Source organism: Dietzia sp. Alg238-R159 (assembly GCF_900537145.1).
Lineage (GTDB): Bacteria > Actinomycetota > Actinomycetes > Mycobacteriales > Mycobacteriaceae > Dietzia > Dietzia kunjamensis.
In genome coordinates this window covers 415,491-436,503 of the sequence record NZ_UNRI01000002.1, presented here as the reverse complement: position 1 = coordinate 436,503, position 21,013 = coordinate 415,491, and the positions used below count along the sequence as shown (strand labels likewise).

Annotated in this window: 20 protein-coding genes and 3 tRNA genes; 13 read left to right on the top strand and 10 right to left on the bottom strand. The window is 71.1% G+C overall.

Features of this window, described 5'->3' with window-relative positions; all coding sequences use genetic code 11:
* Nucleotides 1–25: 25 nt before the first annotated feature.
* Nucleotides 26–1,156, bottom strand: coding sequence for an isochorismate synthase (locus G6R20_RS06810; protein WP_163375918.1), 1,131 nt, complete (start codon nt 1,154–1,156; stop codon nt 26–28).
* Between the two features lie 128 nt (nt 1,157–1,284).
* Here G6R20_RS06810 and gltX point away from each other — a divergent pair, with 128 nt between their 5' ends.
* From gltX to G6R20_RS06795, 3 genes are all read left to right on the top strand, one after another.
* Nucleotides 1,285–2,769 (top strand): glutamate--tRNA ligase, encoded by a 1,485-nt coding sequence (gltX, locus tag G6R20_RS06805; RefSeq protein WP_163375917.1) that lies wholly within the window; start codon nt 1,285–1,287, stop codon nt 2,767–2,769.
* 106 nt (nt 2,770–2,875) lie between these two features.
* Nucleotides 2,876–2,947, top strand: a tRNA-Gln gene (locus G6R20_RS06800).
* Between the two features lie 53 nt (nt 2,948–3,000).
* Nucleotides 3,001–3,073: transfer RNA gene (locus G6R20_RS06795), tRNA-Glu, on the top strand.
* A gap of 111 nt (nt 3,074–3,184) precedes the next feature.
* On the opposite strand, the gene G6R20_RS06790 is transcribed toward G6R20_RS06795, so the two are convergent.
* The 3 genes from G6R20_RS06790 to G6R20_RS06780 form a co-directional block, all read right to left on the bottom strand.
* On the bottom strand, nt 3,185–4,135 hold the full coding sequence (locus G6R20_RS06790; protein ID WP_069390252.1) for a hotdog domain-containing protein: 951 nt from the start codon (nt 4,133–4,135) through the stop codon (nt 3,185–3,187).
* Between the two features lie 120 nt (nt 4,136–4,255).
* On the bottom strand, nt 4,256–5,860 hold the full coding sequence (locus tag G6R20_RS06785; RefSeq protein WP_163375916.1) for an MDR family MFS transporter: 1,605 nt from the start codon (nt 5,858–5,860) through the stop codon (nt 4,256–4,258).
* Nucleotides 5,857–6,603, bottom strand: a complete 747-nt coding sequence (locus G6R20_RS06780) for a TetR/AcrR family transcriptional regulator (protein WP_163375915.1) — start codon at nt 6,601–6,603, stop codon at nt 5,857–5,859. The genes G6R20_RS06785 and G6R20_RS06780 overlap by 4 nt, the downstream gene beginning before the upstream one ends.
* A 113-nt stretch (nt 6,604–6,716) precedes the next feature.
* Between G6R20_RS06780 and G6R20_RS06775 the strand changes: the two genes are divergently transcribed.
* Nucleotides 6,717–6,792 (top strand) — tRNA-Glu (locus G6R20_RS06775).
* Nucleotides 6,793–6,865: 73 nt separating this feature from the next.
* On the top strand, nt 6,866–7,723 hold the full coding sequence (locus G6R20_RS06770; protein WP_163375914.1) for an ABC transporter substrate-binding protein: 858 nt from the start codon (nt 6,866–6,868) through the stop codon (nt 7,721–7,723).
* A 26-nt stretch (nt 7,724–7,749) separates the two neighbouring features.
* Here the strand turns inward: G6R20_RS06770 and G6R20_RS06765 are convergent, their stop codons facing one another.
* Nucleotides 7,750–8,451, bottom strand: a complete 702-nt coding sequence (locus G6R20_RS06765) for an IclR family transcriptional regulator (protein WP_067717512.1) — start codon at nt 8,449–8,451, stop codon at nt 7,750–7,752.
* A 68-nt stretch (nt 8,452–8,519) separates the two neighbouring features.
* Here G6R20_RS06765 and leuC point away from each other — a divergent pair, with 68 nt between their 5' ends.
* The 3 genes from leuC to G6R20_RS06750 all read left to right on the top strand — a co-directional run bounded on the left by leuC (nt 8,520) and on the right by G6R20_RS06750 (nt 11,104).
* Entirely contained in the window at nt 8,520–9,986 is a 1,467-nt protein-coding gene (gene leuC / locus G6R20_RS06760) for a 3-isopropylmalate dehydratase large subunit (RefSeq protein ID WP_067717515.1), read from the top strand.
* Nucleotides 9,987–9,992: 6 nt separating this feature from the next.
* Complete coding sequence (gene leuD / locus G6R20_RS06755) at nt 9,993–10,589, top strand: 3-isopropylmalate dehydratase small subunit (RefSeq protein ID WP_067717524.1); 597 nt, start codon at nt 9,993–9,995, stop codon at nt 10,587–10,589.
* Nucleotides 10,590–10,723: 134 nt separating this feature from the next.
* Nucleotides 10,724–11,104 (top strand): HU family DNA-binding protein, encoded by a 381-nt coding sequence (locus tag G6R20_RS06750; RefSeq protein ID WP_067717527.1) that lies wholly within the window; start codon nt 10,724–10,726, stop codon nt 11,102–11,104.
* 22 nt (nt 11,105–11,126) lie between these two features.
* On the opposite strand, the gene G6R20_RS06745 is transcribed toward G6R20_RS06750, so the two are convergent.
* From G6R20_RS06745 to cofC, 3 genes are read right to left on the bottom strand one after another with little or no spacing between them, the layout of a single operon-like run.
* Complete coding sequence (locus G6R20_RS06745; protein ID WP_067717529.1) at nt 11,127–12,032, bottom strand: NUDIX hydrolase; 906 nt, start codon at nt 12,030–12,032, stop codon at nt 11,127–11,129.
* On the bottom strand, nt 12,029–14,125 hold the full coding sequence (locus G6R20_RS06740) for an RNA degradosome polyphosphate kinase (protein ID WP_067717532.1): 2,097 nt from the start codon (nt 14,123–14,125) through the stop codon (nt 12,029–12,031). Before G6R20_RS06740 ends, G6R20_RS06745 begins: the two co-directional genes overlap by 4 nt.
* Entirely contained in the window at nt 14,122–14,841 is a 720-nt protein-coding gene (gene cofC, locus G6R20_RS06735; protein ID WP_163375913.1) for a 2-phospho-L-lactate guanylyltransferase, read from the bottom strand. The genes G6R20_RS06740 and cofC overlap by 4 nt, the downstream gene beginning before the upstream one ends.
* 111 nt (nt 14,842–14,952) lie before the next feature.
* On the opposite strand from cofC, the gene G6R20_RS06730 reads away from it, so the two are divergent.
* On the top strand, nt 14,953–15,951 hold the full coding sequence (locus G6R20_RS06730) for an NAD(P)H-dependent glycerol-3-phosphate dehydrogenase (RefSeq protein WP_096907217.1): 999 nt from the start codon (nt 14,953–14,955) through the stop codon (nt 15,949–15,951).
* A gap of 10 nt (nt 15,952–15,961) precedes the next feature.
* Entirely contained in the window at nt 15,962–17,068 is a 1,107-nt protein-coding gene (locus G6R20_RS06725) for a D-alanine--D-alanine ligase family protein (RefSeq protein WP_067717538.1), read from the top strand.
* A 30-nt stretch (nt 17,069–17,098) separates the two neighbouring features.
* On the opposite strand, the gene G6R20_RS06720 is transcribed toward G6R20_RS06725, so the two are convergent.
* Nucleotides 17,099–17,719: a DUF3515 domain-containing protein gene (locus G6R20_RS06720; RefSeq protein WP_119192428.1), complete on the bottom strand. Its 621-nt coding sequence runs from the start codon at nt 17,717–17,719 to the stop codon at nt 17,099–17,101.
* Nucleotides 17,720–17,843: 124 nt separating this feature from the next.
* Between G6R20_RS06720 and thiL the strand changes: the two genes are divergently transcribed.
* From thiL to G6R20_RS06705, 3 genes are read left to right on the top strand one after another with little or no spacing between them, the layout of a single operon-like run.
* Nucleotides 17,844–18,821: a thiamine-phosphate kinase gene (gene thiL, locus G6R20_RS06715; RefSeq protein WP_240341308.1), complete on the top strand. Its 978-nt coding sequence runs from the start codon at nt 17,844–17,846 to the stop codon at nt 18,819–18,821.
* A 10-nt stretch (nt 18,822–18,831) separates the two neighbouring features.
* On the top strand, nt 18,832–19,353 hold the full coding sequence (locus G6R20_RS06710; RefSeq protein ID WP_067717980.1) for a gamma carbonic anhydrase family protein: 522 nt from the start codon (nt 18,832–18,834) through the stop codon (nt 19,351–19,353).
* Between the two features lie 3 nt (nt 19,354–19,356).
* The gene (locus tag G6R20_RS06705) at nt 19,357–20,067 is read left to right on the top strand and encodes a uracil-DNA glycosylase (RefSeq protein ID WP_067717544.1); all 711 of its coding nucleotides are present in this window, start codon (nt 19,357–19,359) and stop codon (nt 20,065–20,067) included.
* 35 nt (nt 20,068–20,102) lie between these two features.
* Here the strand turns inward: G6R20_RS06705 and G6R20_RS06700 are convergent, their stop codons facing one another.
* Entirely contained in the window at nt 20,103–20,897 is a 795-nt protein-coding gene (locus tag G6R20_RS06700) for an enoyl-CoA hydratase-related protein (RefSeq protein WP_163375911.1), read from the bottom strand.
* Nucleotides 20,898–21,013: the final 116 nt, after the last annotated feature.

Here is a 21,013-nt window from a genome sequence, read left to right as displayed (position 1 = left end):
CGGGCCACCGGCGCGGACCATCGCCCTAGGACGCTCCGAACGCCCTCAGGATGGTGCGGAGTTTGGCGCCGGTCTCGGCGACCTCGTCGTCGGGTTGCGAGTCCGCGACCAGGCCGCCGCCGGCCCAGGCGATCGCTCCCGACCGGTCCGCGTCGATCTCGGCGCACCGGATGGTGACCATCCAGTCGCCGTCTCCGCCGGCGTCCGACCACCCGACGGCCCCGGCGTAGAACCCCCGTTCCCCTTCTATCGCGGCGATGAGCCTCCGGGCCTCGTCCGTCGGTGTCCCGCACACCGCCGGCGTGGGGTGCACGGCGAGGGCGAGGTCCAGAGAGGTGGTGCGGGGGTCGGCGACACGGCCCCGGATACGGGTCCCGAGGTGCCACATCTCGCGGGTGGACGTGAGGGTGGGACGGTCGGGGATCTCCAGATCCGTGCACAGTGGTTGCAGGGCCCGTGCCAGCGACTCCACCACGAAGGCATGCTCCGAGGCGTCCTTGCCCGACGCCCGCAGGGCGCGGCCCGCGGCCTGGTCCGCGACAGGGTCGGTGGAGCGGGGCGCGGACCCTGCCAGCGGGTGGCATTCCACCAGATCGCCTCGGCGGCGGACGAGGAGTTCGGGGCTCGAGCCCACCAGGACCCGCCCGGCGTGGACCCCGCCGGCGGGGGAGAGGTCGACGAGGTAGCCGTCCGCCGCCGGGCTGGAGTCGATGAGTGCGGCGCACACCGCGTGGGGGTCGATGGGCTGATCGGCAGACAGCCGGACCGCCCTGGCCAGCACCACCTTGTCGATCTCGCCGGAGCGCACCCCCGCGATCGCGGTCGACACCCTGGCGCGGTGCTCCGAGGACGTGGGGATCTCCCGGGTGACGTGGGCGCGGGTGCGCATCCGGCGGAAGTAGGCGGGGGGCTCCAGTGGGCCGTCGACGCGGACCACCACGTCGGGTTCGACCAGAGCGGCGGGCGCGTCGGGCTCGAAACCGATCGCGCCCACGATCAGACCACTGGCGCCGGACCGCAGGGCCAGGGCCGCGTCCGCCGGATCCGTGAACGAGTTCAGGGCACCCTGGGTGCGCAGCGAGCCGGTCGGACGGGACAGCAGGAAGTCCGGGGCGGTCACCGGGCGTGCGACGTCGGGTTGGTGCCCAGACGCCACGGCACGCCTCCCTCGATTCGGACTCCTGCGTGGATCGCGCCTCCTCGGACGGCGGCCACGGGTACCCGCCGATCCTAGGCCGGTCCTCGCCGGGGGTGCGAGCCGGGACCGTCACTAGGATGGGCTCCATGACCGCCTCGAACGTCCGCGTCCGCTTCTGTCCGTCCCCCACCGGCACACCCCATGTGGGTCTCGTCCGTACGGCCCTGTTCAACTGGGCCCACGCCCGGCACACGGGTGGCACGTTTGTCTTCCGCATCGAGGACACCGACGCCGCCCGGGATTCGGAGGAGTCGTACCAGTCGCTCCTCGACGCCCTCCGGTGGCTGGGCCTCGACTGGGACGAGGGCCCCGAGGTGGGTGGCCCGTACGCGCCCTACCGCCAGTCCGAGCGGCGCGATCTGCACCTGGACGTGGTGCGCAGGCTGGTCGAGGCGGGGGAGGCGTACGAGTCGTTCTCCACCCCCGAGGAGGTCGAGGCCCGCCACCGGGCCGCCGGGCGGGACCCCAAACTCGGGTACGACGGGTTCGATCGCGACCTCACGGAGGACCAGAAGCAGGCGTTCCGTGACGAGGGGCGCGGCGCGGTGATCCGGTTGCGGATGCCGGACGAGGATCTCGCCTGGGACGACCTGGTCCGCGGGGAGACCGTGTTCAGGGCGGGCACCGTGCCGGACTTCGCGCTCACGCGGGCCAACGGGATCCCGCTCTACACGTTGGTCAATCCGGTCGACGACGCACTGATGAAGATCACCCACGTCCTCCGGGGCGAGGATCTGCTCAGCTCCACCCCCCGACAGATCGCCCTCTACCGTGCCCTGATGCGGATCGGGGTGGCGGATGACGTCCCCGCGTTCGGGCACCTGCCGTTCGTCATGGGCGACGGCAACAAGAAGCTGTCCAAGCGTGACCCCGAGTCGGATCTGTTCCTCCACCGCGACCGCGGGATGTTGCCGGAGGGGTTGCTCAACTACCTGGCCCTGCTCGGGTGGGGGCTGTCGGATGACCGCGACGTGTTCTCCCTGCAGGAGATGGTCGAGGCGTTCGACGTGCGCCAGGTGAACGCCAACCCGGCCCGCTTCGACCAGAAGAAGGCCGACGCGATCAACGCCGAGCACATCCGGCAGCTGCCGGCCGAGGAGTTCGCCCGCCGCCTGCGCGAGTACCTCGTCGCGCACCCCGACGAGGACGGAGTGACCCTGCCGGAGAGTTTCGACGCCCAGCGGTGGGCGATCGTGGCAGATCTCCTCCAGACCCGCATCGTCGTCCTGTCGGATGCGTGGAAGCTCATCCGGTTCCTCCTCGTGGACGAGGCCGGGTTCACCGTCGACGCCCAGTCTGCGGCCAAGAACCTCAAAGCGGAGTCCCGAGAGGTCGTGGACGCGGCGATCGCGGCGCTGGAAGCAGTCGAGGAGTGGACGACCCCGGCCATCGAGGCCGCACTGTCCGGCGCGCTGGTGGAGGACCGGGGCATCAAGCCGCGCAAGGCCTACGGGCCCGTGCGGGTGGCGGTCACGGGATCGCACATCTCGCCGCCGCTGTTCGAGTCGTTGGAGCTGCTCGGTCGGCAGGCCACACTGTCGCGGCTTAGGTCCGCGCCCGTCGCCGACTAGCTCGGGGTCCGGAAACAGACGGATTGACCAGGCGATTTGCTATTCACCCTCGGTGGTTTGATAGTCTCTTCGAGGCGCCCCGCGAGGGGCGGAAAAGTGAATGCAGTGGCCTATGGTGTAATTGGCAACACAGCGGTTTCTGGTACCGTCGTTCTAGGTTCGAGTCCTGGTAGGCCAGCTGAGCGCGTCGCAGCGCTCGCTACAGCGGATCCCACGCGGATCCGTGTCCTAGCCCCCGTCGTCTAGCGGCCTAGGACGCCGCCCTCTCACGGCGGTAGCGTGGGTTCGAATCCCATCGGGGGTACAGCAGAAGGCGCCCGGAGCACAACGCTCCGGGCGCCTTCCTCGTTGCGGGGGACGGGGGCGGATTTCAGGGGTCGCGGTCGGCCGTCGGCCCCCGCATTCGCGTCGCCGTTCAGGCCGGGGCCCGGACCGGCCCGGTCACCCTGCCCCGCCCCCGGAGGCGGATGAGATGGCGGGCGTGCTCGTCCAGTGCGTGGTCCTCGGCGGACACCGGGGCCCACCGGGGCACCGGGGTGGGTCTACCGTCCGGCCCGAGTGCCGCACAGACGGTCAGGCAGTGGGTGGTGAGCGTCCTCTCCGGAGAGGTGGCCTCTCCGGAGCTCACATGGACCGAGACGTGCATGGTCTCGTGACCCGTGTGCAGCAGACGGGCCTCCACCTCCACGACGTGGCCGATCTTCACCGGGTGGTAGAACCGGACACCGCCGGCGTACACCGAGGTGCAGGGGGTACCCGACCACCGGGTGGCGCAGAGGTTCGCCGCGTCGTCGATCCAGGACATGATGCGCCCGCCGTGCGCGTTGCCGCCCCAGTTGACGTCCCCGGGTGCCGCGAGGAACCGCAGGGTCGAACGAGGCGCTGTGCCCGCGGCGGAATAGGTCTGCTCCGCCATCGCCCGTTCGATGTCCTTGCGCAGCCCGATGCGCATGACAGCCTCGTCGGACTCGTGGACCTCCAGGCGGGACGCGGGCGTCCAGGGAGGTACGGGGGTGGGCGCGCCGTCGCGGACGGCGATGAAGACCACGAGGCACTCGGCGCAGTGCCGGTAGTCGAGCGTCACGGGATCGCAGGCCCGGACGTCGCACTGGATGTGCATCGACGTCGAACCCGTGTGGACGAGTCGGGCCGAGACCTCGATGAGTTCGCCGGAGACGACCGGGCGGGAGAAGCGGATGTTCCCGACATAGGCGGTGACGGCGTATCCGCCGGACCACCCCGCCGCCAGGGCGTAGGCGGCCTTGTCGATCCACTCGAGGATGCGGCCGGTGTGCACCTGCGTGCCCGTGCCGACATCGGTGGGCGCAGCGAGGAACCGCAGGACGGTCTGACGAGGTGTGGTCACGCTCCGCACGCTAGTGACGGCGCGTGACGGGACGGTTGCCGCGCGTACGGATTCCGTGACGGACTCCTCACCCCCGCGCCGACGGACGGTGAGCCGGGACGCGGGGGCGTGGGAGGAGGATCAGTCCACCGTCTCCTTGAGGGTGTCCTCGCGCACGAACAGCAGAAGCACCGTGGCGACCAGGATGAGCGGCACCACGACGTGGTAGATCGGCACCAACGCGTCGTTGTAGGAGCTGACGATCGCGTCGTGCAGGGGCCCGGGCAACGCGGCCAGGATCTCCGGGCTCATGGAGTTGGCCGCACCCGAACCGTTCGAGAAGGTCTCGGCCACCGCGGCGCCCTCGGGACCGAGTTCCGCGGCCGCGGCGGGGACCCGCTCGCCCATGAGATCGGCGAGCCGGCTGACGAACAGCGAACCCACGATCGCCGAACCCATGGTGCCGCCGATCTGGCGGAAGAAGTTGTTGGACGCCGTGGCGGTGCCGACCATCGTGATCGGGAAGGTGTTCTGCACGATCAGCACGAGCAGTTGCATGCACAATCCGAGACCGAAGCCGAACACGAACAGCACCACGCCCAGGTGCACCAGGGTGTCTCCGGCCTCCAGCGAACCGATGAGCCACAGGCCCGCGGCCATGATCACGGTGCCGACCACCGGGTACCACTTATATCGGCCGGTCCGGCTGACGATGTTGCCCACGATGATGGACGTGCCCATCATGCCGGCCATCATCGGCGTCATCATCAGTCCGGCGGCGGTGGGGCCGAGCCCGTGGACCATCTGGATGTAGGTGGGCAGGTACGCCATGCAGCCGAACATCGCGACACCGACCAGGAGCCCGGCGCCGGTCGAGAGCGAGAAGTTCCGCTCGGCGAACAACGTCATGGGGATCAGCGGGTGTTCCGAGCGCAACTCGACCAGGACGAACGCGACCGCGCACACGACGAACAGGGCGCCCATGCCGAGGATCATCGGGTCCGTCCAGTCGTACCGGTTACCGCCCCAGGAGGAGATGAGGATCAGAGCGGTGGTGCCGGTGGCCATGAGGACCGTGCCGGGCCAGTCGGTTCGTCGACCGGCGCCACGATTCGGCAGGCGGAGCCAGACCACGGCCACGACGAGGGCGACCAGGCAGACGGGGAGGTTGAACCACAGGGCCCAGCGCCAGCCGGGGCCCTCGGTGAAGAACCCGCCGAGCAGGGGCCCGAGGACGGAGGACAGTCCGAAGACGGCGCCCAGCACGCCCATGTACCGGCCGCGCTGCCGGGCGGGGACGACGTCGGCGACGATCGCCTGGGAGAGCACCATGAGACCACCGCCACCGAGGCCCTGGATCGCGCGGGCCACGATGAGCAGGTCGATGTCCCACGCCACCGCGCCCAGCAGCGAGCCCGCGGAGAACAGGAGGATCGCGGTCACGAAGAGCGGCTTGCGCCCGATCTGGTCGCCGAGTTTGCCGTAGACCGGCAGGCCGATCGTCATGGTGAGCAGGTAGACGGTGATGACCCAGCTCATCCTGTCGACCCCACCGAGGTCGGCCACGATGGTCGGCAGTGCCGTGGCGAAGATCATCTGCCCGAGGGAGACGATGAGCATCCCGAGCAGCAGGGAGGTGAACACCAGCGGCACGTTGTGGGTCACCGGCGCCGGTGACGCGGAGGTCGTGGCCCCCGGATCGGCGCCGGGGGAGGGCGCGGTAGTGCGGATATCGGTTTCGCTCATGCGGGACTCCCGGCGGTATGCCAGGCGGAGGGTGCGGTGGGCGCCGTGGCGGAGGGTGCGGTGGGTGCGGTGGTGTCGGGCGCGGTGGTGTCGGGTGCACCGGCGAGGAGGGCGAGTTGCCGCAGCGCGGTGGCGCAGTCGGCGTCGAGGTCCTCGAAGGTGGCCGAGTCGCGGGTGAGCCACGCGGACAGCCCGAGGTTCGCCGATGCCGCGACCAGTGCGACGCAGGCCCGGGCCTCGGCCTCGACGGCGACCCCGGCCAGCCGGCGCAGCGACGGGTGCCGGTCGAGGTGTGCGATGACCAGGTCGACCAGCCGGAGTTGGAATCGTGACGAGGCGGTCATGCGCGCGGCCGCCAGCCCGGGCTCGGCGCGGAAGATCGCCCGGCGACGCTGGGCCAGCGTGGCGGTCTGGTCCCTGTCGGCGGTGCGGGTCGCCGCGAAGGCGGCGAGGTAGAGACGGAGAAGCGCGTCGAGGAGTCCCTCGTCGCCGCGGTCGAGGAAGCGGTCGCGGTCGGCGTCGGTGACGTCCTCGGGGGTGGCGCCGATGACGGCCGCCTCCTTGGAGGGGACGTAGTTGAAGAACGTCCGCTTGGAGACCTCGGCGGCGGCGCAGATCTGGTCGACCGTGACCGCGTCGAAGCCGTACTCGAGCACCAGGGAGGTCGCCGCGTTCTCGATGGACACCATGGTCGCGCGACGCTTCCGGTCGCGCAGTGAGTCGGGGTCGGGAGGAGAGGACATGTCAGTCACGGTAGCCGTTGACTTCACCGAGTGCATCTTTGCACCCGGTGTACGGGGGTGAAGTCGCGATTTGGTTCACCGTCCACCGTCCGGATATACTGGTCGAGCGCCAAGCCCCCGTCGTCTAGCGGCCTAGGACGCCGCCCTCTCACGGCGGTAGCGTGGGTTCGAATCCCATCGGGGGTACCAGGGAGATGTCCCGGTTCGTCTGCAACGACGAGCCGGGACATCTCGCATTTGTGGCCGTGGCAGGATCACCGGGGTGACCTCTCGCCGTGACCTCCTCCGCCTGGCCGTCGGTGGCGGGTTGACCCTCGCGGGGCTCACCGCGTGCGGCCCGGGAGGGGGGTCGACGACGACGACGACACCGGCTCCGACGGCGAGCGACCCGCTGACTCCCCCCAGTCCGATCCGTACCCCCACACCGGACGCTCCGCCACGCCGCCTCATCGCGCTCTCCTCGGCCGACCTCGACGTCCTGCACGCCCTCGACCGTGAGCCCACCGCCGCGTGGGCCGTCGACGGGACGGGCCCGCGACCGTGGCGCGACCACCCGGCACCGCCGTCGCCGGAGTGGGACGGCCCCGGACTGCCGAGCCTGCGGTCGCTGCTGCCGTTCGGGGTGGACGCGTTCGTCCTGGTCGCGGCCGACGTCACCGGGCCCGAGCTCCGTGGGTACGAGCAGCTCGCCACGGTGATCGTCGACCCGCAGGGGAGACCCGGGTGGCGGGACCACCTCGATCTCGTGGCCGGGGCCGTCGACCGCGATCCCACCCCGGCAGCCGAGACGGCCAAGAAGGCGCTCGAGGAGTGGTCGGAGGGGCAGCGTCACCTCGGGGTGGACGCCCTCGTCGTCGTCATCGGCACCGGCGCGCGGCCCGACACCCCCGTCGCCACCCTCGCGGCGACGTCGCCACTCGGCGCCGAGATCCGTGCGCTGGGCTTCGACGTGGACTCGCGCCCCGACCCCGTTCCGTACCGGGACCTCCGGCGGCCGGGCGTGCAGGTGGTGCGGGTGGACCCGCGCGACGACGATCTCGTGGCCGCGGCGCGCCAACCCAGCGTGGCCAGCCTGCCATGGGCGCTCGAGCGGCTCACCCGCGGCCGGCGGCCCGCGTAGGGCCGGCGCGGCGGCGTCCCTGTCGACTAGAGCCGTTTGTGGATCGCATCGGCGGCGGCGAGCAGATCGGCCGCCCACTTCACGCCGGGGCGGCGACCGATGCGGTCGACCGGGCCCGACACGGAGATCGCGGCGACCACCGTACCGGCGGCATCCCGGATCGGCGCGGAGATCGAGGCCACGCCCGCCTCCCGCTCGGCGACCGACTGCGCCCAGCCGCGCCGCCGGACGTCGGCGAGCTGGCGCTCGGTGTACGTGGCGTCGGCGAGCAGGGTGCGCTGGGTGGCGGGGTCGGCCCACGCCGCCAACACCTTCGCGCCCGAGCCCCGTGTCATGGGCAGGATCGCCCCGACGGGCACCGTGTCCCGCAGTCCCGTCGGTGGTTCCGCGGAGGCCACACAGATCCGGCGGTCACCGTCGCGCCGGTACACCTGCACGCTCTCCTCGGTCACCTCGCGCAGGCGGGGCAGCACGGAGGACGCGGCCTCGGCCAGGGAGTCCGACACGTGCGCGGCGAGCTTGGCCAGACCGGGCCCCAGGCTCCACACCCCGGCGTCGTCACGGGAGAGGAGTTGGTGGATCTCGAGCCCCACCGCCAGCCGGTGGGCGGTCGCGCGAGGCAGGCCCGTCCGCTCGCAGAGGTCGGCCAGGACGCACGGTTGCTCGGCCACGGCGTGGAGCACCGTCATCGCTTTGTCGAGAACCCCGATCCCGCTATACTGTCTCACAGTTCGACTATATCGTCCTACATGGTGAGAATCCATCGGATCCCATCAGGACGTGGAGTGGAGGCGTGATGAACGAGACCGTGTCCGGCGGCACGCGACCGCGGACCCTGGCCGAGAAGGTCTGGGACGACCACGTGGTGGTCGAGGGCGAGGGCGAGGGCGGGTCCCGGGGGCCCGACCTGCTGTTCATCGATCTCCACCTCGTCCACGAGGTCACCAGCCCTCAGGCCTTCGACGGTCTCCGCCTGGCCGGACGCCGGCTCCGCCGCCCGGACCTGACCCTGGCGACCGAGGACCACAACGTCCCGACCGACATCGTCGGCGGCGCGGTCAACCTCATCGCCGACCAGACCTCGCGGATCCAGATCGAGACGCTGCGTTCCAACTGCGAGGAGTTCGGTGTCCGGCTGTACCCGATGGGCGACCTCGAGCAGGGGATCGTCCACGTCGTGGGTCCGCAACTCGGCCTGACCCAGCCGGGCATGACCGTGGTATGCGGTGACTCGCACACCTCGACGCACGGGGCGTTCGGTTCCATCGCGATGGGCATCGGCACCTCCGAGGTCGAGCACGTCATGGCCACCCAGACGCTGGCCCTGCGCCCGTTCAAGACCATGGCCGTCACCGTCACCGGCGAGCTGCAGCCCGGCGTCACCGCCAAGGACCTCATCTTGGCCGTCATCGCCCAGATCGGCACCGGCGGCGGGCAGGGCTACATCATCGAGTACCGCGGCGAGGCCATCGAGAAGCTGTCGATGGAGGCGCGGATGACCATCTGCAACATGAGCATCGAGGCCGGTGCCAGGGCCGGCATGGTCGCCCCGGACCAGATCACCTACGACTACCTGCGCGGTCGCCCGCACGCGCCCGCGGGTGACGAGTGGGACGAGGCCGTGCGGTACTGGGACGGGCTCCGGACCGACGAGGACGCGGTGTTCGACACCGAGGTCGTCATCGACGGTGCCGCCCTCACCCCCTTCGTCACGTGGGGCACCAACCCCGGCCAGGGCGTGCCCCTGGGTGCGGCCGTCCCCGACCCCGAGTCGTTCACGGACGAGAGCGCGCGCATCGCCGCCGAGAGCGCACTGGAGTACATGGACCTCGAGGCCGGCACCCCCATGCGGGACGTGCCGGTGGACGTCGTGTTCGTCGGCTCGTGCACCAACGGCCGCATCGAGGACCTGCGCGCCGTCGCCGAGGTCGTCGACGGTCACACGGTGGCCGACGGGGTCCGGATGCTCATCGTGCCGGGCTCGATGCGCGTGCGCGAACAGGCCGAGGCGGAGGGCCTGGACAAGGTCTTCACCGCCTTCGGCGCCGAATGGCGCCAACCCGGCTGCTCCATGTGCCTGGGCATGAACCCGGACTCGTTGCTGCCGGGCCAGCGGTGCGCGTCCACATCGAACCGCAATTTCGAGGGCCGCCAGGGTAAGGGGGCCCGCACCCATCTGGTCAGTCCGTCGGTCGCCGCGGCCACCGCGGTGCTCGGACACTTCGCCTCACCCGTCGACCTCGAGCCCGCGAAGGGGGCCTGACACCTCATGGAGCCGATCACCACCCACACCGGCATCGGCGCCCCGCTGCGCCGCTCCAACGTGGACACCGACCAGATCATCCCGGCCGAGTACCTCAAGCGCGTCACGCGCACCGGCTTCGAGGACGGACTCTTCTCCTCCTGGCGGGCGAAGGAGCCCGACTTCGTCCTCAACCGGGCGCCCTACGACCGCGCCTCCGTCCTGGTCGCCGGACCGGACTTCGGCACCGGGTCCTCGCGCGAGCACGCCGTGTGGGCCCTGATGGATTTCGGGTTCCGTGTGGTCATCTCCTCGCGGTTCGCCGACATCTTCCGCGGCAACTCGGGGAAGTCCGGTCTCGTGGCCGCCCAGGTCGAGCAGGAGAACGTCGAACTCCTGTGGAAGGTCATGGACGAGCGACCGGGTATCGAGCTGACCGTCGACCTGGGGTCGCGCACCGTCACGGCCGGTGACGTCACGGTACCGTTCGACATCGACGACAACACCCGGTGGCGTCTCATGGAGGGGCTCGACGACATCGGCCTCACGCTGCGCGAAGCCCACCGGATCGAGGAGTTCGAGAGTCGGCGGCCCGCGTTCAAGCCGGTCACGACCCCGCGCTGATCGTGGGATAAGAAGTCGTTTCGGAGCAACCTCCGAAACACCCCCGTGTGGCGAAACCATGTGAGTATGCTTATGTCTAGTTCGGCGCGGACAGGTACCGCGCCCGCATACCTCACCCGAAGGGGGATCCCCACGTGAACAAAGCCGACCTGATCGCCGAACTGGCGGACCGGATGGGCGGAGATCACCAACTCGCCACCGAGGCACTGGAGAACACTCTCGACATCATCGTCCGGACCGTCGCGTCCGGGGAATCCATCACCATCATGGGTTTCGGCATCTTCGAGAAGAAATCCCGTGCGGCCCGGGTCGCCCGTAACCCCCATACCGGCGAGTCGATCCCGGTACCGCCGACCCACTCACCGGTGTTCCGGCCGGGCCAGTACTTCAAGTCCGTCATCCAGGGCACCGAGTCGCTCCCCGAGGACCGGCTCGCCGCGAAGCGCTCCAGCTCCCACCAGTCGTTCGGGGGCCTGCGCAAGAATGGTGTGAACCACCGCGAGAAGGTCAGCTGACCGACCGGCCCGCTACCGCAGCTCAGAACAGCGGTAGCGGGCTGGGGTAGTAGTCGGCGTAGGTCGGCCGCGTGCCGTCGAACCCCAGGGCCCACACGCCGGCCTTCTTGGTGGCGGCCTCGCCGACGTCGATGTCGGTCGAGCCCGCCAGGTCCCGGATCATCCCGGGGATGGCGGTTCCCTGCGAGGACACCACGGCGACGCCGTCGCCCGGGGCGATCGCGGCCAGCCGGGCCACGGCGGCTGCCGGGTCGTCGAGGTACGCCTCGTCGCTCAGCGCCGGTTCGATCGCGATCCCCACCCCGAGCTCGTCCGCCAGTGGCGCGAGTGTCTGTTCGCACCGGACCCTGGGCGCGCTGTACAACCGGGTCACGCCGAACGCCCGGAGCATCGGCACGAGCATCTCGGCCTGCGCCCGTCCGGACTTGTCGAGGGGACGCAGGTCGTCGTTCCCGCTCCACTGGCTCCTGCTGCCGGCCTTGGCGTGCCGGACGACGAGCAGGGTCTTTCCCTCGGGCGGGGCCGCGCAGAAGCGGGTGAGGATCTTACGGTCCAACGGGTAGGAGACCAGATCCTTGGCCTGCTCCACTGGGAGCCACCGGATCTCGTCGACCTCCGAGTTCGGCTCGAAGGTCCCCTCGCGGGCCATCGCCGACCAGTACGTGACCTCCTTGCGGGTGTTCTCCTTGAGGGGGTAGCCGGTGGTGCCGATGCGGGACTGCAGGACGGCGGTGAATCCCGTCTCCTCGGCGATCTCGCGGACAGCGGTGACCGGCAACGATTCGCCCGCGTCGACCTTGCCCTTGGGCAGGGACCAGTCGTCGTAGCGCGGGCGGTGGACCACCGCACACAGGCGCGAGTCGCCGTCCGTGCGGTACAGGACCGCACCCGCCGCCGGCACCACCCGGACCGTGGCCTTCTTGCTCATCGGTCCCGGAATCCCGCGTGCAGGGAGGCCGACCGCTCCTGATGGTCGACCGACTCGGCCCAGTCCTCCGGGGCGGGCATACGGGCCCAGCTGGCGTCGTGCCGGAGATGGAAGCTGCGCGTGGCCGGATCGAGGGCCGAGTCGAAGATGCGGTGGATCTGGGCCTTGAGCCGGGGATCGGTGACGGTGACCATCACCTCTACGCGGCGGTCCAGATTGCGGTGCATCATGTCCGCACTGCCGATGAGGGCCTCGTCGGCGCCCCGGAAGTGCAGGATCCGGGAGTGCTCGAGGAAGCGCCCGAGAATCGAGCGGACGTGGATGTTCTCGCTCAGGCCGGGGACGCCCGCCCGGAGGGAACAGATGCCACGGACCACGATGTCGACCGGAACCCCGGCCTGGGATGCGCGGTACAGGGCATCGATGACCTGCTCGTCGACCAGGGCGTTCGCCTTGAGCCGGATACCGGCCTCGCGTCCCTCGGCGGCCAGCTCGATCTCGCGGTCGATCCGCTCGATGATCCCCGACCGGATGCCCTCCGGCGCCACGAGGAGGCGGCGGTACTTGCTCACGTTGGAGAACCCGGTCAGGTGGTTGAACAGATCCGTCAGGTCCGACACGACGTCCTCGTCGGCGGTGAACAGGCCGACGTCCTCGTACAGGCGCGCCGTCTTGGGGTTGTAGTTGCCGGTCCCGATGTGCGCGTAGCGCTGGAGCCGGTCGCCCTCCTTGCGCACCACGAGGCACGTCTTGCAGTGGGTCTTCAGGCCCAGGAGGCCGTACACGACGTGGACTCCGGCCTGCTCGAGCTCGCGGGCCCACCGGATGTTGTTCTGTTCGTCGAAACGGGCCTTGATCTCCACCAGCGCGACGACCTGTTTGCCGGCCGCGGCGGCATCGACCAGCGCGTTGACGATGGGGGAGTCGCCGGAGGTCCGGTACAGGGTCTGTTTGATCGCCAGGACGTCGTCGTCGGCAGCGGCCTGCTCGATGAACCGCTGGACCGTGGTGGCGAACGACTCGTAGGGGTGCTCGACGAGGACGTCGCCCTCCTGGAGGGAGGCGAAGATGTTGCGGGCCGTCTCCCTCTCACCGAACGCCGGGGGAGTGGCCGGCACCATGGGCGGGTCCTTGAGATCCGGCAGGTCCAGCCCGTGGATCTGCCAGAGCCCCGTGAGGTCCAGCAGGCCCGAGAACCGGATGACGTCGGCCGAGTCCACGTCGAGCTCACGCTGCAGGATGCGGAGCATCCGCGGGGTGGTGTCCTCCGCTATCTCCAGCCGCACGGCCGATCCGAAGCGCCGGCGGGCGAGTTCGCGCTCGAGTGCCTGCAGCAGGTCCTCGTCGCGGTCCTCCTCGACCTCCATGTCCGCGTTGCGGGTCACCCGGAACACGTGGTGCTCGACGACCTCCATGCCCTGGAACAGATCCTGGAGGTGCGCGGCGATGATGTCCTCGGCGGGGACGAACGCGTACTCGTCCGGACCGCCGCGGTCGACCCGGACGAAGCGCGGGACGTTGTGCGGGATCTTCACCCGGGCGAAGTGCTCCTGGCCCGAGTCCAGGTCGCGGATGATCACCGCGAGGTTCAGGCTCAGCCCGGAGATGTACGGGAACGGGTGGGCGGGATCCACAGCGAGGGGCGTGAGGACGGGGAAGATCGAGTTACGGAACAGCTCCGCGAGGGTGAAGCGTTCCTCGGCCGTGAGGTCGGCCCAGGGCAGGATCCGGATCCCGTGCTCCTCCAGCGCCGGCCGGATCTCGTCCTCGAACAGGCGGGTCTGTTCGTCGCACAGTTCCCGCGTCCGTCGGCTGATCCGGCCCAGCTGCTCGGCGGGGGTCTGGCCGTCCGCGGAGCGTACGGACAATCCCGTCTTGTCGCGGCGCTGGAGACCGGCCACGCGGACCATGTAGAACTCGTCGAGGTTCGAGGCGAAGATCGCGAGGAACTTGGCTCTCTCCAGCAGCGGGAGGTCCTTCTCCCCGGCGAGTGCGAGGACCCGGGCGTTGAAGTCGAGCCAGCTCAGTTCGCGGTTGAGGTAGCGGTCGCGGGGCCGGGGCAATCCCTGGAGGGCGGTCGGTTCGGCGGTCACGGGACCATTGTGGCCGATACCCCGGTCGCGTGGGCGAGGAGGCGGACGGAGGGGTCACGGAGGGCCCCGGCGGTGGCGGGACCGACGGACCGCCCCGGCAACCTCGCGAGATCCTCCGGGACGTCGACATCCCGGGCGGCGGCGGCCAGATCGCCCACCGCCGCGATCGGTACCGCGCCGCCCTCGTCGCGGTACCGGGCGGCCGAATCGACACCGAACCGGCAGACGCGGGGAGCGGGCGCGCCCGTCCAGAACACCATCGTGGTCCCGGCTCCGCGGTGGTCCGTGACCGTGGCGTGCGGGTGCCGGCCGGCGATGTCCAGGATCCGCGCGAGGTGCTCGGGTCGCAGTTCCGGGAGATCCGCCGCGACCACTCCGACCGGACCCGGGACGTCGGCGAGTGCGTTGTCCAGGGCGAAATTGAGGGGGTCACCGTGGCGGGGATCCGTACGGGCGGGTTCGTCGACGAACTCCGCCCCCGCCCCCGAGGCCAGTTCCTCCACACGGGGGTCGGCGGAGACGACGCGAACGCGGGCGACTCCCGGGGTCTCCCGGCAGGCGGCCAGGACGTCCACGGCCATCGCCACCACGAGAGCCCTCCTGCCGTCCGCGGTGAGTGCGGGCACCAACCGGCTCTTGGCGCGCTCGAGCGCCTTGACGGGGACGACGATCGTCCACCCGTCAGCCGTCGACCCGCCGTGCCCCGCTGTGCTCATCGCCCGCCATCCTGCCAGCCGGGCCTCACGAGCGTCCTCCGCCGGGTAGCGTTTGACCACGATCCGCCTGAGGGTGGCGGTCGGGAGCAGGTCGACGGTCGGGAGGCGATGATGGCGCGGATCGCGGTGATGGGTGCGGGGTCCTGGGGGACCGCGGTCGGCAAGGTTCTCGCCGACGCCGGATCCGAGGTCGTGATGTGGGCCCGTCGGGACGAGGTGGCAGCCGGGATCAACGACGCGCACTGCAACTCCAAATACCTCCCCGACATCGTGCTGCCGGCGACGGTCACCGCGTCGACCGACCCGGCGCGCGTCCTGGCCGGCGCCGAGGAGGTCGTGCTGGCGGTCCCGTCCCAGAGTCTGCGGGGCAACCTCGAGCACTGGGTCGACCACCTCGAGCCGGAGGCCGGGGTGATCTCGCTGGCCAAGGGCATCGAGACAGGGACCCTGATGCGCATCAGCGAGGTCGTCGCGGAGGTCACCGGGCTCGACGATCGCCGGATCGCCGCGCTGTCCGGCCCCAACCTCGCGAGGGAAATCGCGGAGGGGCAGCCCGCAGCGACCGTGATCGCCTGCACGGACGACGAGCGTGCGGCCCGGCTCCAGGACGCCTTCTCCACCCCCTACTTCCGCCCGTACACCAACACCGACGTCGTGGGCTGCGAGATCGGTGGCGCCACCAAGAACGTCATCGCCCTCGTGTGCGGCATCGCCACCGGGATGGGGCTGGGCGACAACACCATGGCCACCCTCGTCACCCGAGGGCTGGCCGAGACCACCAGGCTCGGCGTGGCGCTGGGCGCCAACCAAATGACCTTCGCGGGGCTGGCGGGCCTCGGGGACCTCGTGGCGACCTGCACCTCGCCCCTATCCCGCAACCGGACCTTCGGCGAGCGTCTGGGCAGGGGAGAGACCCTGGAACAGGCCCAGCAGGCCACCAACGGTCAGGTCGCCGAGGGGGTCAAGTCGTGCACGTCGATCCGCGAGCTGTCCCGTAGGGTCGGGGTGGAGATGCCGCTGACGGAGGCGATCCACGAGATCTGTCACGAGGGGGGCGACGCCGTCGAGGTGGCGGTGCGCCTCATGAGGCGGAGCACCAAGCCCGAGTAGCCTCGGCCCGGTGAATCGCATCACCGTTGCCGTCCTCTACGGCGGTCGCAGCTCGGAGCACTCCGTGAGCTGCGTCTCCGCCGGCGCCGTCATGTCGCACCTCGACCCCGCGATCTATGAGGTCATCCCCGTCGGGATCACCGAATCCGGGACGTGGACGCTCGGCCCGGAGGACGTGTCCGACCTGCGGATCGTCGATCGCAACATGCCGGTCGTCGACCCGCACCGCCCCGGGGTCGCACTGGGGCTGTCCACCGACGACCGCGGGGTGCTGCGGTTCTCGGGCGGCGACCGGGCCGGGGAGGAACTCGCTCGGGTGGACGTCGTCTTCCCCGTCATGCACGGCACCCACGCGGAGGACGGGACCGTCCAGGGTTTGCTCGAACTCTCGGGCATCCCCTATGTCGGCCCGGGCGTGTTCGCCAGTGCCGCCGGCATGGACAAGGAGTTCACCAAGGTCGTCCTCGGCGCAGCGGGCCTGCCGATCGGTCAGCAGGTCGTGCTCCGGCCGGGCACCGCGACGCTCCCGGCGCCGGACCTCGACCGCTTGGGGCTTCCCTTGTTCGTCAAGCCGGCCCGCGGCGGCTCGTCCATCGGCATCACCAAGGTGTCGCGGGCGGAGGAACTCGATGCGGCGATCACCGAGGCGCGACGCTTCGACCCGAAGGTGATCGTCGAGGCCGCGATCGTCGGACGCGAGGTCGAGTGCGGGGTCCTCGAGTACCCCGATGGCCGGGTGGAGGCGAGTCTGCCCGCCGAACTGCACATCCCCGGCGAGCCCACCGGCGGGGAGGGTGGGACCGAGGGGGACGCCTTCTACGATTTCGACACCAAGTACCTCGACGACGTGACCACCTTCGACCTGCCCGCCGACCTTTCGGACGAGGAGACCGGGCGACTGCGCGCACTGGCGGTGGAGGCGTTCCACGCGCTGGACGCCCGGGGGCTGAGTCGGGTGGACTTCTTCGTCACCGCCGACGGGCCGGTGATCAACGAGGTCAACACCATTCCCGGGTTCACCCCGATCTCCATGTACCCGCAGATGTGGGCGGCGACGGGCGTCGACTACCCGACCCTGCTCGACACCCTGGTGCGGACCGCACTCGCCCGCGGCTGAGACGGCCGCACCCCGGCCCCGTCGGCCGGGTCAGCCGATCGGTGCGGGGTCCGGCTCGACGGCCTCGAGGCTCGCGGTGAGCGCGTCGGAGAGATCCTGGATCGGGCCGGTTCCACTGCCGTCGGGCAGTGTCACCGCGACGAACTGCAGACGGTCGACGGCGACCCAGGTCGACGCGGTGACCGCCGGGTCCGGATCGGGCTCGTTGAACCACTGGACGCCGTTGACCTCCTGCAGGCCCACCCCCACCGTGAAGGTCGGCGGAGCCGGCAGTCCACAGCGGACGATCACCGGTTCGGCATCGGGCATCCGGTATGCCGCCGTCCCCTCCGGCGCCGGTTCGGCCAGAGCGACGCGGCCGGCCTCCCCGAGGGACTCCGGGAGCGACTCGATCAATGCGGCGCACTCGTCAGACCCGGCTCCGGGCGAGGGGATGGGCACCGCGGCCACCGGCTCGCTCGCGGCCGCCTCCGTGGCCTCCTCACCCACCGAGCGGAACAGCACCAAGACGACGGCGAGCATGACCAGCGGGACGACCACCGCGAGGACCACCACGATGGTCGACACGGGGACCGCCCGCGCACCCGGGGTACCGGTGTCCCGCGGGCCGGCGTCATACCGCCCGGCCGGGTCCGAATCCGTCGAAGCCACGTCGTGTCGTCCTTCCTCCCACGATCGGCCGCCGACTCAGGCGGCCGCTAACCTGACGGCAACGCTACAGACCCCCGCCGGTGTGCCCGGCGACGAGACACCACGGGAAGCAGAGGTGGCCGCCGTGTCCGACCGCGCCCTCACCGTCGCCGAGGCGGGCGAGGCCGCGGTGCTCGCCGTCCTGAGCGGCGCGGCCGGGCACGCCGTGGACGACCCGGTCGGCAACGGCGACGACGCCGCGGTCCTGGGACCCGCCGCCGCCACCGTGGTCACCACCGACATGCTCGTCGAGGGCACCCACTTCCGTCTCGACCTCACCGGCTGGGGCGACGTGGGCAGGCGCGCGGTGGCGCAGAACGTCTCCGACGTCCTGGCGATGGGGGCCGAGTGCACACGTGTCCTGGTCGCCCTCGCCGTACCGGCCGCGACGACGATGGGGCAGATCGCGGACCTTGCGGAGGGTGTTCACGGGGAGGCCGCGCGATCCGGCGCCGTCGTGGTCGGCGGGGATCTCACCAGAGCGGACCTCGTCGTCGTCGGCGTGACGGCGATCGGCACCCTCCCGGACGGCGCCCGCCCCCTGCGGATCGACGGGGCGGAGCCCGGCGACACGGTCGCGCTCACCGGCGCGCCCGGACGCTCGGCCGCCGGGCTGGCGCTGCTCCTGGCCGGGCACGCCGACGGCCCGCTCCAGCGGTCGCACCGGGTACCCGTACCGCCGATCGGCTCCGGCACCGCCGCCCGGCTCGCAGGCGCGCGGGCTCTCACCGACGTCAGCGACGGGCTGCTGCGCGACCTGTCGGGGCTCGCGCGGGCATCGGGCGTCGCGGCCGACCTCGTCACCGACGCGCTGCCCGTCGACCCGGTCCTGACCGAGGCCGCGGGAACACTGGGCGTCGCGGACCCCGGGCGTCAGGTGCTGGACTGGGTCCTCGACGGTGGCGAGGACCACGGACTGCTCGGGACGTTCCCACCCGGGGCGGTGATCCCGCCCGGGTTCACGGCGATCGGCACCGTCCGGTCGGGAGAACCCGGCCTGGTCACCCTCGACGGTGAGCCCCGCACGCCGGGAGGCTGGGACTCCGCCCGCGGCGCGAACTAGGGTGATCCGCATGGCTGTCTACGCACTGGGAGACCTCGAACCCGACATCGCACCCGACGCCTGGGTGCACCCCGATGCGGTGGTCATCGGCCGGGTGACACTCGGCGCCGGCGCCTCGGTGTGGCCCACCGCCGTCCTGCGCGGCGACTACGGGCGCATCGAGATCGGCGCGATGAGCAATATCCAGGACGGCACGATCGTCCACTGCACGGCCACCGAACCGACGATCATCGGTGAACACTGCGTGGTGGGCCACAACGCGCACATCGAGGGGGCCACCATCGGGAACGGCGTCCTCATCTCGTCGGGCTCGATCGTGCTCAACGGTTCCGTGATCGGGGACGGGGCGGTCGTGGCCGCCGGCTGCCTGGTCCCGCCCCGGTTCGACCTCCCCGCCCGCCGCATGGCGATGGGGACGCCGGCGAAGATCCGCGAGGGCGTCGAGGTGGACCCCGCGATGCTCGAGGGCAACACGCAGATGTACCACGACAACGCCATGCGCTACCGCGCCGACCTGCGTCGGCTCGACTGACCGGTGGACGACCGACACACCCCGCCCGCACCGTTGTCCGACCTCCTCGACCCCGGCTGGGCACGCGCGCTCGCGCCGGTCGAGGAACGGATCCACCGGATGGGTGATTTCCTCCGCGCCGAGAACGCGGCGGGCCGGGGGTACCTCCCCGCCGCCGACCGGGTGCTGCGCGCGTTCACCCAGCCGTTCGACGACGTGCGCGTGCTGATCGTGGGGCAGGACCCGTACCCGACGCCCGGCCACGCGGTCGGACTGAGTTTCGCGGTCGACGGCGACGTGCGTCCGCTCCCGCGAAGCCTGGTCAACATCTATCGCGAGTACACGGACGACCTGGGACTGGCGGCCCCCGGTCACGGCGACCTCGGGGCCTGGAGCCGTGCAGGGGTCCTGCTGCTCAACAGGGTGCTCACCGTCGCGCCCGGGGAGCCCGCCTCCCACCGTCGCAAGGGGTGGGAGGAGGTCACCGGGCGGGCGATCGAGGCCCTGGTCGAGCGGGATCGCCCGATGGTGGCGATCCTGTGGGGGCGCCATGCGCAGTCGCTGGCGCCGATGCTGGGGGACACCCCCGTGATCGCCTCCGCGCACCCGTCGCCGCTCTCGGCGTCGCGCGGGTTCTTCGGCTCACGGCCGTTCAGCCGCGCCGACGAGGAACTGAGGCGACTCGGTGCCGAGCCGATGGACTGGCGACTACCGGAGGATCCGCTGCAGATGTAGCGGACCCGGCCGGTCCACGACGTGGCGTTCCCGGCTCAGCCCCGTCCGAACTCCGGACGACGTTTGGCGACGAACGCATCCACGCCCTCGATGCCGTCCGGCGAGACGGCGAGGCGGGCGATCGACTCGCGCTCGGCGTCGAGCTGATCCGACAGCGTGGCGTTCTCGGAGGCACGCAGGAGCGCCTTCGCGGCGGCGTGGGATTCGCGCGGTCCGGCCGCGAGACGCACCGCCAGCGACCGGGCGGCCTCCCGGACGTCGCCGTCGACGAAGGTCGTGAGCAGGCCCAACTGGAAGGCTCGCTCACCGTCCATCGGCTCGTTGCCGAGGATGAACGCCCGCGCGGCGGGCTGACCGACCGCGCGCGGCAGGCGCCACGACATCCCTCCGTCCGGCGACAGCCCGATGCCCGGATACGCCGCAAGCAGTCGGGTGTCGGGCCCGCCGACCGAGAAGTCCGCGGCCATGGCCAGCGAGGCGCCGGCGCCGGCCGCCCACCCCGCGACCGCGGCGACCACGGGCACGGTCACCTCGTCGAGCATCCGGACGACCCCGTGCAGCCGGTCCGCGAGCTCCCGCACGTGCTCCGAACGGTCCTCGGCCGCGGCGAAGCCCGGGACGTTGCCGCCGTTGCAGAAATTCTTGCCCAGGCCCACCAGCAGGACCGACCCGGCGTCGATCTCGCCGTCGAGGAGCGCACGGAGGGCGATGGCCGCCTGATCGACCGCGTCGGAATCGAGTGAGTTGCCCTTGCCCTCCAGCGAGACCGGGAGCGTGAGTACCCCATCGGTGAGAGTGACGAGGGGGGTGGCGGTGAGGTCTGCGGTCATCGTGGTGCTCCCGGGTCGTGTCGGCCGTCTCGGCTAGTCGGACGGCTGTCGAGTGCAGAGGGTACTAGGCTTGGCCGGGCCGACAGGGAAGATGGCCGCAGGGGTGGGCGCGCGGT